Genomic DNA, 15,588 nt, shown 5'->3' on the forward strand with positions numbered 1-15,588 from the left:
GACCGGACCGGCGGTGGCCCTGTCCTCCGGGGCCTGTCGGAGGAGCGAGGAGGGGTGATGGACGATCGGAGCACGCAGGAGACGAGCGGCGCCCGGTGGACCGGCCCGGACAAGTGGCAGGTCGTGATCGGAGTGCTGAGTCTTCTGGTGGCGATCGCCGCTTGCGTGGGGCAGTTCCTGCAGTAGCCGGGCGCCCCGCGCGTGGTCCGGACGGGGCTTGTGTTCGAGGCGCGAGCACGGCCATACGGGAGATCGTCCGGACCACCCCCTTCCCCTCGGCCTCGGCGGGCTCGCGCATGCGCCCCTTCCGCTCCAGCGGATCTGATGTACCGTCAGATTCATGTCGCCCGCAGCGCAGCGCAACCGTAAGGTCGCCGTCGTCGGCGTCTCCCTCTCCGACTGCGGCCGCGTCGACACGGCCACCCCCTACGCCCTCCACGCCCAGGCCGCCCGCCGGGCCCTCGCCGACTCCGGTCTCGACCGGTCGGTCGTCGACGGCTTCGCCTCGGCGGGGCTCGGCACCCTCGCGCCGGTCGAGGTGGCCGAGTATCTGGGGCTACGGCCGACCTGGACCGACTCGACGGCCGTCGGCGGCTCCACCTGGGAGGTCATGGCGGCGCACGCAGCGGACGCGATCGCCGCCGGGCACGCCCGCGCCGTTCTGCTCGTCTACGGCTCCACCGCCCGCGCCGACATCCGCGCGGGCCGCCGCACCGCGAACCTCTCCTTCGGGGCGCGCGGACCGCTCCAGTTCGAGGTCCCGTACGGGCATACGCTGGTCGCCAAGTACGCGATGGCCGCGCGCCGCCATATGCATGAGTACGGCACCACGCTCGAACAGCTGGCGGACATCGCCGTTCAGGCGCGCATCAACGCCGGACACAATCCGGACGCCATGTTTCGCGAACCGATCACGGTCGATGACGTCCTGAGCGGCCCGATGATCGCCGACCCCTTCACCAAGCTGCACTGCTGCATCCGCTCGGACGGCGGCTGCGCGGTGCTGCTCGCGGCCGAGGAGTACGTACCGGACACGGCGAAGGCCCCGGTATGGGTGCTGGGTTCGGGCACGGCGGTCTCGCACACCACCATGTCCGAATGGGAGGACTTCACGGTCTCCCCGGCCGCGGCCTCCGGGCGGGCGGCCTTCGCGCGGGCGGGCGTCCGGCCGTCGGACATCGATGTGGCCGAGCTCTATGACGCCTTCACCTATATGACCCTGGTGACGCTGGAGGACCTCGGCTTCTGCGCCAAGGGCGAGGGCGGGGCGTTCGCGGCGAAGGGACGGCTCACGCGGGACGGCGAGCTGCCGACCAACACCGACGGCGGCGGACTCTCCGCCTGCCACCCGGGGATGCGCGGACTCTTCCTGCTGGTCGAGGCCGTACGGCAGCTACGCGGCGAGGCCGGGGAGCGCCAGGTGCGCAAGGCGGGCGGGCGGCTGCCGGAGCTGGCCGTGGCGTCGGGCACGGGGGGCTGGTTCTGCTCGGCGGGCACGGTGGTCCTGGGCCGCGGCTGACGGGCCCGCCTGACCGTACGTACCGGGCTGTCCTGGCCGTAGGTACCGGACCGCACCGGGCCCGCCTGGCCGTAGGTACCGGGCCCGCCTGGCCGTAGGTACCGGGCCCGTCCTGGCCGTGCGTACGCCCCCGCTTGCCCCGGCCCCTCACGGGTGATCGGATGGGGAGCCGATGAGCGACGACCACGACGAGGCTGAGGCATTCCGCGCACTGCTGCGCGGCCTGCGCGTACCCCATGCGGGCGAGTTGCCCGTCTTCGACCCGGCCACGGCCCCGAACGCACCGCTTCCGCTCTTCCGGCGGTGGCTGCGGGAGGCCGCAGAGGCTGGGGAACCCGGGCCGCACACCATGTCCCTGGCCACCGCGGGCGCCGAGTGCCGCCCGTCCCAGCGCACGGTGATGCTGCATGACGCCGATGAGCGCGGCTGGCACTTCGGCACCCATCGCACCAGCCGTAAGGGCCGAGAGCTGGCCGAGCGGCCGTACGCCTCGCTCGCGTTCCACTGGATGCGGTCGGGCCGTCAGGTGCGCGTCGGCGGGCGGGTCCGCGAGGCCGGACCGGAGGAGAGCGCGGCCGACCTGCGCGGCCGCTCCCCCGCGGCGCTCGCGGCGGCGCTGGCCGGGAGCGGACGGCAGAGCGAGGTACTCGGCTCGTACGAGGAGCTGCTACGGGCCTTCGAGGCGGCGTACGAACGGGCCGAACGCGAACCGGACGCGGCCGCCCCCACCTGGACCCTGTACGTCCTGGAGGCGGACGAGGTCGAGTTCTACCAGGAGGAGGCCCGGCGGCGGCACGTACGGGTCCGCTACCGCCGCGACCCCGGGGAGGCCGGCGGCTGGCGGCGGGAGCTGCTGTGGCCATGACGGCGGCGCGGCCGTACGGCGACGGCCGTAAGGCGCGCACCACCCAACAAGACGACCGTAAGGCGGCCACGCCGCAAGGCTAGGCAGGCACCGGCCGGAAGACGGGAACGACCGGCACGCCCCCCTCGTCCCCCTCGTCCGCCTCGGCGGTCCCGGCAGCCTCGACCGCCTCACCCGCCCCGGCCCCCGCCGCCCGGAACGCCACCCGGAGCCGCATCCCCATCCGCGGCCCACTCTCCGGGACCTCGATGAGCTCGGTCATCATCCGCGGCCCCTCGGCGAGGTCGACGACGGCGGCGGTGTACGGGACGCGGGCGCCGAACGACGGCAGGTCGTTGCGGTGCACCACGGACCACGTATAGAGCGTCGCGGCGCCGCTCGCCTCCTCCCAGGCGACGTTCTCGCTCCAGCAGTACGGGCAGAACTCGCGCGGGTAGTGATGGGCCCGGCCGCACCCGCCGCAGCGCCGGATCAGCAGCCGACCCTCGGCGGCGGCGTCCCAATAGGGGCGGGTGAAGGCGTCGATCTCGGGCAGGTCGAAGCGCGGGGCGCCCGCGGACGGCGCCGGGCTCACAGGAACAGCCCCCATGCCCCGTCGAGCGACCAGGTCTGCCAGCTCATGCCGAAGAGCCCGACCACGGAGATCAGCACCATCATCGAGTTCTGCCCCTGCTCCGCCCAGTCGTGGATCATGAGCAGGAAATAGAGCAGATTGAGCACGATCGCGCCGATCAGGGCGATGGGGGTCAGAAAGCCGAGCGTCAGCCCGAGGCCGAGGGCGAGTTCGGCGTAGACGACGACATACGCCATGACCTTGGGGCGGGGTGTGACCACCGCGTCGAAGCCGCCGCGGACGAACGCCCAGCGGTGCTTGGCGGCCACGCCCACCGCCCAGCCGATGCCGGTGCCGCGCTCGAACCAGTCCTTCTTGTTCTTGTGCCGCCAGCTCTCGAGCCACCACAGGCCGAGTCCGATGCGCAGCACGGCCAGCCATTCGGCCCCGTCGAGCCCGATCGTCCGCATCGTCCCCCAACCCCTCCCGTCCCAGCAAATCTGACGGTACGTCAGTTTCACGGCCGGGCGCGGCCCGCGCAAGGGGTCGCACCGGAGGAACAAAAACCGACGGGACACCGCGGCGACTGGCGACGGTCCGGCGTCGACCGACCGTGACCTCTCCGCAACCCATCCGGAATCACTTTGACCGGTTGTTTGACCGAAACCCGTCAAATACCCGACTACGCTCACCCGCATGGCCGACCGCTCCCCCGAGAAGTCCTCACCCGTCTATGTGATCGGCGGCGGACCGGGCGGACTCGCCGCCGCCGCCGCGCTCAGCCACCACGGGATCCACGCCGTCGTCCTGGAGAAGTCCGACGCGGTCGCCGCGTCCTGGCGGAACCACTACGACCGGCTGCATCTGCACACCACGCGCAGACTCTCCGCGCTCCCCGGGCTGCCGATCCCCCGGTCCTACGGACGGTGGGTCGGGCGCGACGACGTGGTGCGCTATCTGGAGCGCTACGTCGAGCACCACCGGCTGGACGTCGTCACCGGCGTCGAGGTCTCCCGCATCGACCGGTCGTCCGACGACACGGAGTGGGTACTGCGCGCCACGGGCGGCCGTGCGCTGTCCTCGCCCGTGGTCGTCGTCGCGACGGGCTTCAACCACACCCCGCGGCTGCCGGACTGGCCGGGCCGGGCCGGCTACACCGGTGAGTTGCTGCACGCCGCCCACTACCGCAACGCCCGCCCCTTCGAGGGCCGTGACGTCCTGGTGGTCGGCGTCGGCAACACCGGCGCCGAGATCGCGGTCGACCTGGTCGAGGGCGGCGCGGCCCGGGTGCGACTGGCGATCCGCACCGTGCCGCACATCCTGCGCCGCTCGACGGCCGGGTGGCCCGCACAGGCCACCGGCATCCTGGTGCGCAGGCTGCCGCGGCGCGCGGTGGACCGGGCGGCACGGGTGATGTGCCGGGTGAGCATGCCGGATCTGACCGAGCACGGCCTGCCCTGGCCCGACACCGGGCTCTACACCCGCGTACGGGAGGGCGCGATCCCGGTCCAGGACGTGGGGCTGGTCGACGCGGTACGGACGGGACGGGTGGAGGTGGTCTCGGCGGTGGACTCCTTCGAGCTGGACAAGGTGACCCTGGCCGACGGCTCGCGGATCAGCCCCGAGGTGGTGATCGCCGCGACCGGCTACCGGCGCGGCCTGGAGGAACTGGTCGGCCATCTGGGCGTGCTCGACGACCGCGGCCGCCCCCTCCCCCACGGCCGGCGGACCCTGAAGGGCGCGCCGGGACTGCACTTCACGGGCTATACGAACCCGATCAGCGGGATGCTGCGCGAGCTGGCCATCGACGCCCGGAAGATCGCCAAGACGGTCGCCCGCACGACGGCATGACGGCGGGGCGGGGCGCGCCGCGATTCCACCGGCCCCGCCGTCACCCTGCGTGTTCCCCGCGCCCCGAGCATTCCTGACAGGCCGTCAGTTCAGTAACCTGACTACTGGGTAATGTGACTTGGCGTCAGGTTTGCTGCGGCGGCCGGTGCCGAATCCCCTGGTCACGTACCCGGTTATTGGCCAACGAGCAGGAGTGGCGGATACCGATGCTTGGATCGACCTACGGCACCCTGACCACCAACTCCCGTCATGCCCGCGCCGTCGCCTGCGGACAGGCCCCCGGCCCCGCCGTGCACGCCCACAGCGGGGCCGCGGCGCGCGGGACCGCCGAAGGCGTCGACGACGTGGACGTCAGCGGGCGCCCGCTGCACTCCGCCGTCCCCGATCTGGACCGCTTCTTCCATCCCGAGTCGGTGGCCCTCATCGGCGCCTCCGACGCGGACGGCCGCCCCAACACCGGTATCACCCGCCAGCTCCTGGCCTGGGCCGAACGCGTCGGCGCCCGGCTGCACCCCGTACATCCCTCCCGTCCCGCCGTCTTCGGCATTCCGTGCGTACCGTCCGTGGCCGCGCTGCCCGAACCCGTCGACCTCGCCGTCCTCCTCGTCCGCGATCCGCTCCCGGTGATCGAGGAACTCGACGGGAGCAAGGTGAGGTTCGCCGTCGTCTTCGCCTCCGGCTTCGCCGAGACCGGCCCCGAGGGCGCCGCCGCGCAGGCCCGGCTGGCCGCCGCGGCCCGCGGCGCCGGGCTGCGGCTGCTCGGCCCCAACACCAACCTCAACGCCTTCGAGAAGTTCCGCGACGACCTCGACGGGCCCGCCATCGCCCTCATCACCCAGTCAGGCCACCAGGGCCGCCCGGTCTTCACCCTCCAGGAACTCGGCATCCGGCTCAGCCACTGGGCCCCGACCGGCAACGAGGCCGATCTGGAGACCTCCGACTTCATCTCCTACTTCGCCACCCGGCCCGAAGTCGGCGCCATCGCCCTGTACGCGGAGGGGCTGAAGGACGGCCGCGGCTTCCTCCTCGCCGCCGACCGGGCCGCCCGCGCCAAGGTGCCCGTCGTCGCCGTGAAGGTCGGCCGCACCGAGACCGGCGCCCGCACGGCCGCCTCCCACACCGGCAAGCTGACCGGCTCGGACGCGGTGGTGGACGCGGCCATGCGGCAGTTCGGGGTGATCCGCGTGGACGGCCTGGACGAGCTGCAGGACACGGCGGCGCTCCTCGCCCGCGCCCGGCCGCCGCTCGCCGAGGGCGTCGTGGTGTATTCGATCTCCGGGGGCACCGGGGCCCACTTCGCCGACCTCGCCACCGCGGCGGGCCTCACCCTGCCCGCCCTCTCCCCCGAGAAGCAGACCGAACTCCACCAGTGGATACCCGGCGATCTCAGCGTCGCCAACCCGGTGGACAACGGCGGCCATCCGGTGGGCGACTGGCGCGGCCGCAAGATCATCGACGCGATCCTCGCCGATCCCTCCGTGGGCGTGCTGATCTGCCCGATCACCGGCCCCTTCCCGCCCATGAGCGACAAGCTGGCGCAGGACCTGGTGGACGCGGCGGAGCAGACGGACAAGCTGGTGTGCGTGGTGTGGGGCTCGCCGGTCGGCACCGAGGACGCCTACCGCACCACCCTGCTGGGCTCCTCCCGCGTGGCCACCTTCCGGACCTTCGCCAACTGCATCACCGCCGTGCGCGCCTATCTGGGGCACCACCGCTTCACCGCCTCCTACCGCTCCCCCTTCGAGGACGCCCCGCGCACGCCGTCCCCCTCCCTTCGCAAGGTGCGCGATCTGCTGCGCCCAGGAGACCGCCTGAGCGAGCACGCGGCGAAACAGCTGCTGCGGGCGTACGGCATCCGGGTGCCGCGCGAGCAGTTGGTGACCAGCGCGGCCGCTGCCGTCCGCGCCGCCGGGCTCGTCGGCTACCCCGTGGTCATGAAGGCGTCCGCGCCGCAGCTCGCCCACAAGACCGAGCTGGGGCTGGTCCGGCTGGGGCTGACCTCGGCCAGCCAGGTCCGTGACACCTATCGGGAGCTCACCGACATCGCCCGCTACGAGGGCGTCGAGCTGGACGGGGTGCTGGTCTGTCAGATGGTCGAGCGCGGGGTGGAGATGGTGGTCGGCATGAGCCAGGACCCCCTCTTCGGACCGACCGTGACGGTCGGAATAGGGGGCGTGCTCGTCGAGGTCCTCCGTGACGCTGCCGTACGCGTCCCCCCGTTCGGCGAGGACCAGGCGCGTGCGATGCTCGCCGAACTGCGCGGCCGAGCCCTCCTCGACGGTGTGCGCGGCGCTCCCCCCGCCGATGTGGACGCTCTCGTCGAAGTCGTGCTGCGGGTCCAGCGCATGGCCCTGGAGCTCGGGGACCACCTCGCCGAACTGGACGTCAATCCGCTGATGGTGCTGGAACGCGGCCAAGGTGCCGTGGCACTGGACGCCCTGGCGATCTGCCGCTGACGCATGGAGCGTTACCATGACCTCTTCCCCCCTTGAAGATTCACGTGACTCCGTTCTACGGCACACCACTGACAACGGCGTCTCGTGGATTACGCTCAACCGACCCACGGCGATGAACGCCATCACCCCTGACCAGCGAGAACAGCTGATTTCTCGGCTGGACCAGGCCTCCGCGGACCCGGCCGTCCGGGCCGTCGTGCTGACCGCCACCGGCAAGGGCTTCTGCGCGGGAGCGGATCTGCGCGGCGCCCCGGACGGGGCGGAACGGATCGCGGGCGATGTCGCCCGGCTGATCCGCGGTGGCGCGCAGCGGCTCATCGCCGCCGTCCTCGACTGCGAGAAGCCGGTGATCGCCGCCGTCAACGGCACCGCGGCCGGGCTCGGCGCCCATCTGGCCCTCGCCTGCGATCTGGTGCTGGCCGCCGAATCGGCCGTCTTCATCGAGGTGTTCATCCGCCGCGGTCTGGTCCCCGACGGAGGTGGTGCGTATCTCCTCCCCCGGCTGATCGGCCCGCAACGCGCGAAGGAGCTGATGTTCTTCGGCGACGCGCTGCCCGCCGCCGAGGCCGAGCGGCTGGGGCTGGTCAACCGGGTCGTCCCGGACGACGATCTGGCCAAGACCGCCCGCGCCTGGGCGGAGCGCCTCGCCGCCGGTCCCACCCGCGCCCTGGCCCTCACCAAGGCGCTGGTGAACGCCTCCCTGGAGGCCGACCGCCCGGCCGCGTTCGCCGCCGAGGCGGCGGCGCAGGAGATCAACATGACCACGGCCGACGCGCAGGAGGGCGTCCGCGCGTTCATCGAGCGCCGGCCACCTGGGTACCGAGGCCGCTGAGGCCACTGAGGCTGCTGAAGCCACTGAGACTGCTGAGGGCCACTGAGACTGCTGAAGCCGCTGAGGAACCGCGCTGTCAGGGAATCCGAGAAAGCACTGAAGAAACCCGAGCAAGCCAGAAAGGGGGACGGGCCATGATGGGACACGCCGGTATGGCCGCAACCGCCGTCCGCTACCTCCGGGCGGTCGGCTCGCCGACCGCCTCCGTACGACCGGTCGATCCACTGCCCCCGCCGGAGCTGCGCTGTGTGCGCGCCGATGAGCGGCCCCCGGTCGACCCGGCCGAATTCCGCCGGGTGCTGGGCAACTTCGCCAGCGGGGTCACCGTGATCGCCACTGTCGACGAGAACGGACCGGCCGGTTTCGCCTGCCAGTCCTTCGCCTCGCTGTCGCTGGACCCGCCGCTGATCGCCTTCATGGTCGCCCGCACCTCCACGTCCTGGCCGCGCATCGCCCGCGCGGGCGTCTTCTGCGTCAACGTCCTGGGCGCGCACCAGGGCGAGCTGTGCCGCTCCTTCGCGGTCAGCGGGTCCCGGCGCCCCGACAAATTCGCGGGCGTCCGCTACGAGGCGTCCCCGGTCACCGGCTCACCGCGGCTCGCGGACGTCCCGGCGTGGATCGACTGCGCGGTCCACGCCGTGCACACGGGCGGCGACCACCTGGTCGTGGTGGGCCGCGTCCGGGCGCTGGGCACGGACGAGTCGGCGGCGCGATCGGGGCCGCTGCTCTTCCACCGGGGCTCGTTCGGGGAGTTCACGGCGTTTCCCTGAGCCGCCCGCATCCGTAAGCTGCCGCACCCGTACACCCTAACGGCCCGCATCCGTAAGCCCGCGCGCCCCGCCTCCGTACACCCTCACGGCCCGTCTCCGTAAGCCCGCGCGGCCTTACCGGGGGCTGGGGCGGAGCCCCGCACGCGGCGGAGCCGCATATCGTCAGGTGCCGGGAAGGAGCGGGAGGGGAGGGGAACAGCCCGCCGCGGGCGGCAAGGTCCGTCGGCCCCCTAGACCGTCGCCGACGCCGTCTTCGCGCCCGCGCCGCGCTGGATGACCAGCGACATCAGCGCGGCGATCGCGCACAGCGCCCCCGCGCCGTACCAGACCAGGTCGTACGAGCCGAAGGCATCCCGCGCCGCGCCGCCCAGGAAGGCCACGACCCCGGCCCCCACCTGGTGGGAGGCGAGCACCCAGCCGAAGACGATCGCGCTGTCCTCCCCGTACTGCTCCCGGCACAGCGCCATCGTCGGCGGCACGGTGGCGACCCAGTCGAGACCGTAGAAGACGATGAAGAAGAGCATCGGCGGATGGACCGCGTCGTCCAGCAGGATCGGCAGGAACATCAGGGAAAGCCCGCGCAGCGCGTAGTACACGGCCAGCAGCCGTCGCGCGTCGAAGCGGTCGGTGAACCAGCCGGAGGCAACCGTGCCCACGATGTCGAAGACGCCGATGACGGCGAGCAGGCTCGCGGCGGCCGTCACCGGCATGCCGTGGTCATGCGCGGCGGGCACGAAGTGGGTCTTGACGAGGCCGTTCGTCGAGGCGCCGCAGATCGCGAAGGCGCCCGCGAGCAGCCAGAAGGAGCCGGTGCGCGAGGCCGAGGCGAGGGCCGTGACGGCACGCCGGGCCGCACCGCGCCGGGGCGCGGGCCGCGGGGCGGGCGGCCCGTCGGCGCCGTACGCGGCGACCCCCACGTCCGAGGGGTGGTCGCGCAGCAGCAGCCAGACGAGGGGGACGATCGCCAGCGCGGCGACCGAGACGGTGATGGCGGCGGGCCGCCATTCGTGCCGTTCGACGATCCAGGAGAGCAGCGGGAGAAAGATCAGCTGCCCGGAGGCCCCGCCCGCCGTAAGGATGCCGGTGACCAGACCGCGCCGGGTCACGAACCACCGGTTGGTCACGGTCGCGGCGAAGGCCAGCGCCATGGAGCCGCTGCCGAGGCCGACCAGCACACCCCAGCACAGGATGAGCTGCCAGGGCCGGCTCATGAAGACCGTAAGGCCGCCACCGGCCGCGATGACGACGAGCGCGGACGCGACGACCTTACGGATGCCGAAGCGATCCATCAGGGCGGCGGCGAAGGGAGCGGTGAGCCCATAGAGGGCGAGGTTGACGGAGACCGCGAACCCGATCGTGCCGCGCGACCAGCCGAACTCCTCGTGGAGCGGATCGATGAGCAGACCGGGCAGGGAGGCGAATCCGGCCGCGCCGATGATCGTCACAAAGGTGATCGCGGCCACCGACCAGGCGCGGTGCGGTAGGCGCAGGAGGGCCCGCCGTCCGGGCCGGGCGGGCTGATCCGGCTGTTCGTCCTGTTCAGGGGCTTCGGAGAGATCGGTCGTCTGCGTCACCGGACCAGCATCGGACAGCGGATCGGAGCGGACGAGTGGCCCGAGGGACAGCATTCGCTAGGATCGGGCCACACCCTTTGGGGTCGTGTCCGACGTAGGGCCGTTTCCGAACGACGGGAGGCCGGAAGTGTCCCCACCCCAGCCCCCGCCGCATTCCCCGCCCGGGACCACCGGCAGGCGCCACCGCGTCGTCGTCCTCGCCCTCCCCGGCGTGATCCCCTTCGAGCTGGGCATTCCGTACCGGATCTTCGGCAAGGCCCGCTCCGCCGACCGCCGGCGGCTGTACGAGGTCGTCACCTGCACCCCCGAGCCCGGTCTGGTGCCCACGGACGCCGACTTCCCGATCGCCGTGGAGCAGGGCCCCGAGGCCCTCGCCGAGGCCGACACCATCGTGGTGCCCGCCTCGTACGAGCTCGGCCCGGTCCACGAGGAGGGCCGGATGACCGAGCCGCTCGGCACCGCGCTGGCCCATGCCCGGCCGGGCGTGCGCTGGGTGTCCATCTGCACCGGTTCGTTCGTGCTGGCCGCCGCCGGGCTCCTCGACGGCCGGCCCGCCACCACCCACTGGTCCAGCGTCGACCATTTCCAGCGCCTCTTCCCGACCGTCCAGGTCGATCCGAACGTGCTGTTCGTGGACGACGGCGATGTGCTCACCTCGGCCGGTGTCGCCTCGGGGATCGACCTGTGTCTGCATCTGGTGCGGCGCGACCACGGCACGGCCGTCGCCAACGACGTGGCCCGGCGCAGCGTGGTGCCACCCCACCGCGACGGCGGCCAGGCCCAGTACATCCCGCGCCCGATGCCCGAGCCCCAGCAGGCCACCACGACGACGGCCCGCGCCTGGGCTCTCGGCCGGCTGGACCGGCCCATCTCGCTGCGGGAGCTGGCCGCCCAGGAGGCGATGAGCGTACGGACGTTCACCCGCCGCTTCCGCGAGGAGGTCGGTGTCAGCCCGGGGCAGTGGCTGACCCAGCAGCGGGTGGAGCGGGCCCGTCATCTCCTGGAGGGCACCGATCTGTCGGTGGACCAGGTGACGCGCGAGGCCGGTTTCGGCTCCCCCGCGTCCCTGCGCCAGCACTTCCAGGCGGCGGTGGGCGTCTCCCCCACCGCCTACCGCCGCACCTTCCGCGCGGGCGCCGAGGCCGGTACGGCTCCCGGCGCCGACGCCCGCGCGTAAGGCCGCTCAGCCCGTCACGGCCACTCCCCCGCCGTCTCGGGGCCGCCGCGGTGTTGTCACACGGCCGCCTCGGCGCCCCGGAGCCGCCAGCTGCGGACGTGCTCCCAGGTCATGTCCCGCCACCACTGCGCGTTCCAGTCGCCGCTGTGGAAGCGGAACAGCGAGATGGTCTCGGCGGTGAACCGCTTGGGCGGGTCCGCGGCCAGAGTGTCCAGGAACTCCCCGATCTCCTCGTAGAGGTCGGGCCGCAGGGTCAGCTCATGGGAGGCCACGGACAGATGGGCCCGGAATTCCGCCGGGTCGAAGGGTTTGAAGAGAAAGTCCGGCTGAATGGACGACACCGGCTCCAGCGCGGCGTTCACCGAGACCAACAGGTCGACCATCTCGGGGTTGGGCGTCCCGTCCGGCAGATGGTGCACGTTGTACGCGAACCCCTTGCCGTGCCGGTCCATACCGGAGTTGTACGTGGTGAACGACGTGGTCCCGGACAGCAGCGGATCCAGTACCGCGATCAGCTCCTCCTCGGTGACCGTGGCGTGCACATTGCCCGCGAGGGTCGCGTGGGGCGGGAACGCCGCGCACGAGACGAGGCCGTACTGCTGCTTCATGAGCAGGTGCAGCCGGGCGAGCACCGCGCAGGTGTGCGGATCGGAGCGGAGGAAGACTCCGTAGCGATGGGGGTTGTCTCGCATCACTGACCTGCCTGTTCCCGGTAGCGGTCGATATCGCGGTTGGCGGCGGATTCGGCGTTCTTCAGCGCGGTGTCCAGCGGCGTCTTCCCGGCGAAGGCGGACTGGATCGGGCCGAGCACATCGGCGCGCACGGTGGGCATCGCGCCGGTGAGGCATCCCGCCGCGGCCGTGGTGGCGGGCGTCTTGTTGAACTGGTCGATGACGGCCTTGAGATCGGGCCGCGCGGCGAGGGTCTTCCGCTGCCCGGGCAGGGCGTCCACCTTCTTGTTGATGGGCGCGTAGCCGGTCGCGCGGCTGAACTCCTCCTGGGACGCGGGCAAGGCCATGAAGGCGGCCACCTGCCAGGAGGCGGCCTGCTCGGCGGCGCTGTGGCCGGGGCCGTTGACCCACAGGGCGGCGCCGCCGACGACGGGCCCGGAGGTCGCGGCCGGGCCGGACAGCGGATAGGGCAGGGCCCGGTAGGGGAAGTCGGCGCCCTCCTTGACCTTCCCGGCGGCTCCGCTGCTGTTGAACATCATCGCGACCTTGCCCTGCTGGAAGGCGGTCACGGCGTTGGAGCCGTCCTCACCCGTGTCCAGTCCGGCGCCGCTGGTGTAGAGATCGCTCACCGCGCCGATGGCCTTGCGCTGCTGCGGGCTGGTGAGCCTCACACTGGACGCGGTGCCGCCCTTACGGCCGTTGTCGGGCCCGCAGTAGGGCACTCCGGCGGCGGCGGTCAACTGCTCGATCCACCAGGTGTCGAAGGGCTGCACCAGGCCCCCGGCCTTCGGCACCTTACGGTGGACGGTCTTCGCGGCGGCGACCACCTGGTCCAGGGTGTTCAGGGGCGTGTTCGCGGGCAGCCCGGCCTTCTTCAGCAGGTCGTCGTTGACGTAGAGCATCGGCATCGACGTGTTGAAGGGAACGGCCATCAGCTTGCCCTGGGCGCTGTAGTAGTTGCGCGCGGCGGGCCGGATGTCGTCCAGGGACAGCGTGCCGGGGTTGGCCTCCGCCAGGTCCTGGGCGGGCACGGTCTGCCCCGCGTCGTGCAGGAAGCCGGTGCTGATGTCGTAGGAGAGCAGCAGGCTCGGGGTGCTCTTGTCGCGGATGGCGGCGGTGTACTTGGCGAGCACGTCGGGGTACTGGCCCTGGTAGACGGCCTTGACCTCGATCTTGCCGCGGTGCTGGGCGTTGAACCGGTCGACGAGCTTCTGGAGCGCCACGGCGTTGTTGTCGCCGAGGCCGTGCCACAGGGTGACGGTGACGGGCCCCTTGGCGGCCTTGAGGGCCTCGGGGCCGGGGGCCCGGCCGGAATCGCCGGTGTCGTTCTTACCGTTGTCGCCGCAGCCGCTGAGGGCGGCCAGCGCCACGAGGGCGGCGAGGACGGACGCGCTTCTGCGCATGGTGATGTTCCTCCGGGAAGGGAGCTCGGGAAGGAGTGCGGGAGGCGGGGAGAGCGGTGTCAGCGCGGGGAAGTGCGGGCGAGGCCGCGGAGCAGGAAGCGCTGGCCCACGATGACGAGCAGGAGGGTGGGGAGGAGGACGAGAGTGGTACCGGCATAGATCACGCCGGGGCTGGTCGACTCGGCGTTGACCAACTGGGAGATCCCCACCTGGACGGTGCGCCGGTCCGGGGAGTCGGTGATGAGCAGCGGCCAGAAGTAGCCGTTCCAGGCGGCCAGCGCGCTCCACAGGGTGGCCGCCGTCACCTGTGGCCTGGCCATCGGGAGGACGACGAGGAAGAGGCAGCGCAGATCGCCGCAGCCGTCCAGCCGCGCCGCCTCCCACACCTCCCGGGGGAGGGTGAGGAACGCCTGCCGCAGCAGGAAGACCGGGTACCCGGCGGCGAGGAACGGCAAGGTGATCCCGAGGAGGGAGTCGCGCAGCCCGAGGCCGGTGACGAGCTCGTAGTTCGGGATGACCAGGCTTTCACCGGGGATCGCCAGGGTGGCGACGATCACGGCGAACGCCACCGCGCGCCCCCTCCAGCGCGGGAACACCAGGGCGTACGCGGCCAGTGAGGACGTCAGCAGCTGGCCGCCCGTCTGCAGGGCGGTGACGAGCACGCTGACGACGTACTGCTGCCCGAAGGGCACATTGCGCAGCGCCTCACGGAAGTTGTCCAGGGTCAGCCGCGTGGGCAGCAGCGTCCCGTGCGCCACGTCCTGCGGCGACAGCAGCCCGGTCAGCAGCGTGACGTATACCGGGAAGCCGATGACGGCCGTAAGGACGACGAGCCACAGCCAGCGCACCATGTCGCGTGCGCGCAGCGGAGGGCGCGACCTTCGCGGCCTCCGGGCTGCCGCGGTGGCCTCGGTGACCGTGGGGCGCGTGGGTGTCGTGGTGACGGTCATGAGGTGGTCACCCGGCGGTTGAGGACGAGGAACTGCACGGCGGTGACGAGCAGGACGAGCGCCAGCAGTACGACCGCGATGGCCGAGGCCCGGCCGTAGTCGGGCACCCCGCCGCCGAAGGCCCGCTGATACAGCTCCACGACCAGGGTGGTCGTCGCGTCGGAGGGGCCGCCCCGGGTGAGCACCTGGACCTGCGTGAAGATCTGCAGCCCGCTGATCGTCTGGGTGACGGCGAGGAAGAACAGGCTGGGCGAGATCAACGGCACGATCACGCTGCGCACCAGACGCAGACCGCTCGCCCCGTCCAGCTCCGCGGCCTCCAGCACCTCCGGCGGCAGATTCCGGACAGCGGCCGTCAGTACGAGGACGGCGAACCCGAACTCGTACCAGGCGGTCGCCAGGGCCACGCACAGCATCGCCCACCCCGGGGACTGCAGCCACGGCGGACCCTCGTACCCCAGCTTCGCCAGCACGTGGTTGAGCGTGCCGACCGACGGGGCGAACAGCCCGGCGAAACAGGCCGAGGCCGACGCGGCGGAGTAGGCGAAGGGAAGGGAGAAGACGAGCTGGAAGACGCGGCGCCCGACGATGCGGCGGCGCAGCGGCAGCACGGCCGCCAGCGCCCCCGCCGTGGCCATGGCCACGCTGGCGACCGTAAGGATGAGCGTGGTGAGCAGCACGCGGCGGCTCGCCGAGTCGGTCAGCAACTGGGTGTAGTTGTCGAACCCGACCGAGCGGGTCGGATTGCCGAGCAGATCGGTCCCCCGGGTGCTCAGCCAAATGCCGCGCCCCAGGGGCCAGTAGAGGAAGACAGCGATCAACAGCAGCGTCGGCACGGTCAGCCAGGGGCCGAGCCGGGGGCGACGAGGGCCCGCGCGCTTCAGTGGTGGAACGTTCCCGCACATGGCTGAAAAGCTATGCGGCATCGACGTCTTGGGGGCGGCCGAAAGGTTACGGCCCGACGAAC

The 15,588-nt window shown here is 72.1% G+C and carries 15 protein-coding genes; 8 read left to right on the forward strand and 7 right to left on the reverse strand.

Features of this window, described 5'->3' with window-relative positions:
* Nucleotides 1–57: 57 nt before the first annotated feature.
* The 3 genes from NP777_RS34885 to NP777_RS34895 all read left to right on the forward strand — a co-directional run bounded on the left by NP777_RS34885 (nt 58) and on the right by NP777_RS34895 (nt 2,384).
* A complete protein-coding gene (locus tag NP777_RS34885) occupies nt 58–186 on the forward strand; it encodes a hypothetical protein (protein ID WP_256654192.1) in 129 nt (42 codons plus the stop codon).
* A gap of 154 nt (nt 187–340) precedes the next feature.
* Nucleotides 341–1,519 (forward strand): thiolase C-terminal domain-containing protein, encoded by a 1,179-nt coding sequence (locus NP777_RS34890; RefSeq protein ID WP_256654193.1) that lies wholly within the window; start codon nt 341–343, stop codon nt 1,517–1,519.
* Nucleotides 1,520–1,691: 172 nt separating this feature from the next.
* The gene (locus NP777_RS34895) at nt 1,692–2,384 is read left to right on the forward strand and encodes a pyridoxine/pyridoxamine 5'-phosphate oxidase (protein WP_256654194.1); all 693 of its coding nucleotides are present in this window, start codon (nt 1,692–1,694) and stop codon (nt 2,382–2,384) included.
* A 79-nt stretch (nt 2,385–2,463) separates the two neighbouring features.
* On the opposite strand, the gene NP777_RS34900 is transcribed toward NP777_RS34895, so the two are convergent.
* On the reverse strand, nt 2,464–2,973 hold the full coding sequence (locus NP777_RS34900; protein ID WP_256654195.1) for a Zn-ribbon domain-containing OB-fold protein: 510 nt from the start codon (nt 2,971–2,973) through the stop codon (nt 2,464–2,466).
* Nucleotides 2,955–3,407, reverse strand: a complete 453-nt coding sequence (locus NP777_RS34905) for a DoxX family protein (protein WP_256654196.1) — start codon at nt 3,405–3,407, stop codon at nt 2,955–2,957. The genes NP777_RS34900 and NP777_RS34905 overlap by 19 nt, the downstream gene beginning before the upstream one ends.
* A 226-nt stretch (nt 3,408–3,633) precedes the next feature.
* Between NP777_RS34905 and NP777_RS34910 the strand changes: the two genes are divergently transcribed.
* From NP777_RS34910 to NP777_RS34925, 4 genes are all read left to right on the forward strand, one after another.
* Nucleotides 3,634–4,788, forward strand: a complete 1,155-nt coding sequence (locus tag NP777_RS34910) for a flavin-containing monooxygenase (protein WP_256654197.1) — start codon at nt 3,634–3,636, stop codon at nt 4,786–4,788.
* Between the two features lie 206 nt (nt 4,789–4,994).
* On the forward strand, nt 4,995–7,244 hold the full coding sequence (locus NP777_RS34915) for an acetate--CoA ligase family protein (protein WP_256654198.1): 2,250 nt from the start codon (nt 4,995–4,997) through the stop codon (nt 7,242–7,244).
* 16 nt (nt 7,245–7,260) lie between these two features.
* Entirely contained in the window at nt 7,261–8,076 is an 816-nt protein-coding gene (locus tag NP777_RS34920; RefSeq protein WP_256654199.1) for an enoyl-CoA hydratase/isomerase family protein, read from the forward strand.
* A gap of 152 nt (nt 8,077–8,228) precedes the next feature.
* Nucleotides 8,229–8,846, forward strand: a complete 618-nt coding sequence (locus NP777_RS34925) for a flavin reductase family protein (protein ID WP_256654200.1) — start codon at nt 8,229–8,231, stop codon at nt 8,844–8,846.
* 230 nt (nt 8,847–9,076) lie between these two features.
* On the opposite strand, the gene NP777_RS34930 is transcribed toward NP777_RS34925, so the two are convergent.
* Entirely contained in the window at nt 9,077–10,420 is a 1,344-nt protein-coding gene (locus NP777_RS34930) for an MFS transporter (protein ID WP_256654201.1), read from the reverse strand.
* A 127-nt stretch (nt 10,421–10,547) separates the two neighbouring features.
* Here NP777_RS34930 and NP777_RS34935 point away from each other — a divergent pair, with 127 nt between their 5' ends.
* Complete coding sequence (locus tag NP777_RS34935; protein WP_256654202.1) at nt 10,548–11,597, forward strand: GlxA family transcriptional regulator; 1,050 nt, start codon at nt 10,548–10,550, stop codon at nt 11,595–11,597.
* Nucleotides 11,598–11,653: 56 nt separating this feature from the next.
* Here the strand turns inward: NP777_RS34935 and NP777_RS34940 are convergent, their stop codons facing one another.
* Genes NP777_RS34940 through NP777_RS34955 form a run of 4 tightly spaced genes read right to left on the reverse strand, consistent with a single transcriptional unit; the run spans nt 11,654 to nt 15,526 of the window.
* The gene (locus NP777_RS34940) at nt 11,654–12,289 is read right to left on the reverse strand and encodes a hypothetical protein (RefSeq protein ID WP_256654203.1); all 636 of its coding nucleotides are present in this window, start codon (nt 12,287–12,289) and stop codon (nt 11,654–11,656) included.
* Entirely contained in the window at nt 12,289–13,671 is a 1,383-nt protein-coding gene (locus tag NP777_RS34945) for an ABC transporter substrate-binding protein (protein WP_256654204.1), read from the reverse strand. Before NP777_RS34945 ends, NP777_RS34940 begins: the two co-directional genes overlap by 1 nt.
* Before the next feature lie 59 nt (nt 13,672–13,730).
* A complete protein-coding gene (locus tag NP777_RS34950; RefSeq protein WP_256654205.1) occupies nt 13,731–14,621 on the reverse strand; it encodes a carbohydrate ABC transporter permease in 891 nt (296 codons plus the stop codon).
* Nucleotides 14,618–15,526 carry a carbohydrate ABC transporter permease gene (locus tag NP777_RS34955; protein WP_256654206.1) on the reverse strand — a complete coding sequence of 303 codons (909 nt, stop codon included), beginning with the start codon at nt 15,524–15,526 and terminating at the stop codon, nt 14,618–14,620. Before NP777_RS34955 ends, NP777_RS34950 begins: the two co-directional genes overlap by 4 nt.
* Nucleotides 15,527–15,588: the final 62 nt, after the last annotated feature.

It is taken from the genome of Streptomyces rugosispiralis (assembly GCF_024505145.1).
GTDB classification, from domain to species: domain Bacteria; phylum Actinomycetota; class Actinomycetes; order Streptomycetales; family Streptomycetaceae; genus Streptomyces; species Streptomyces rugosispiralis.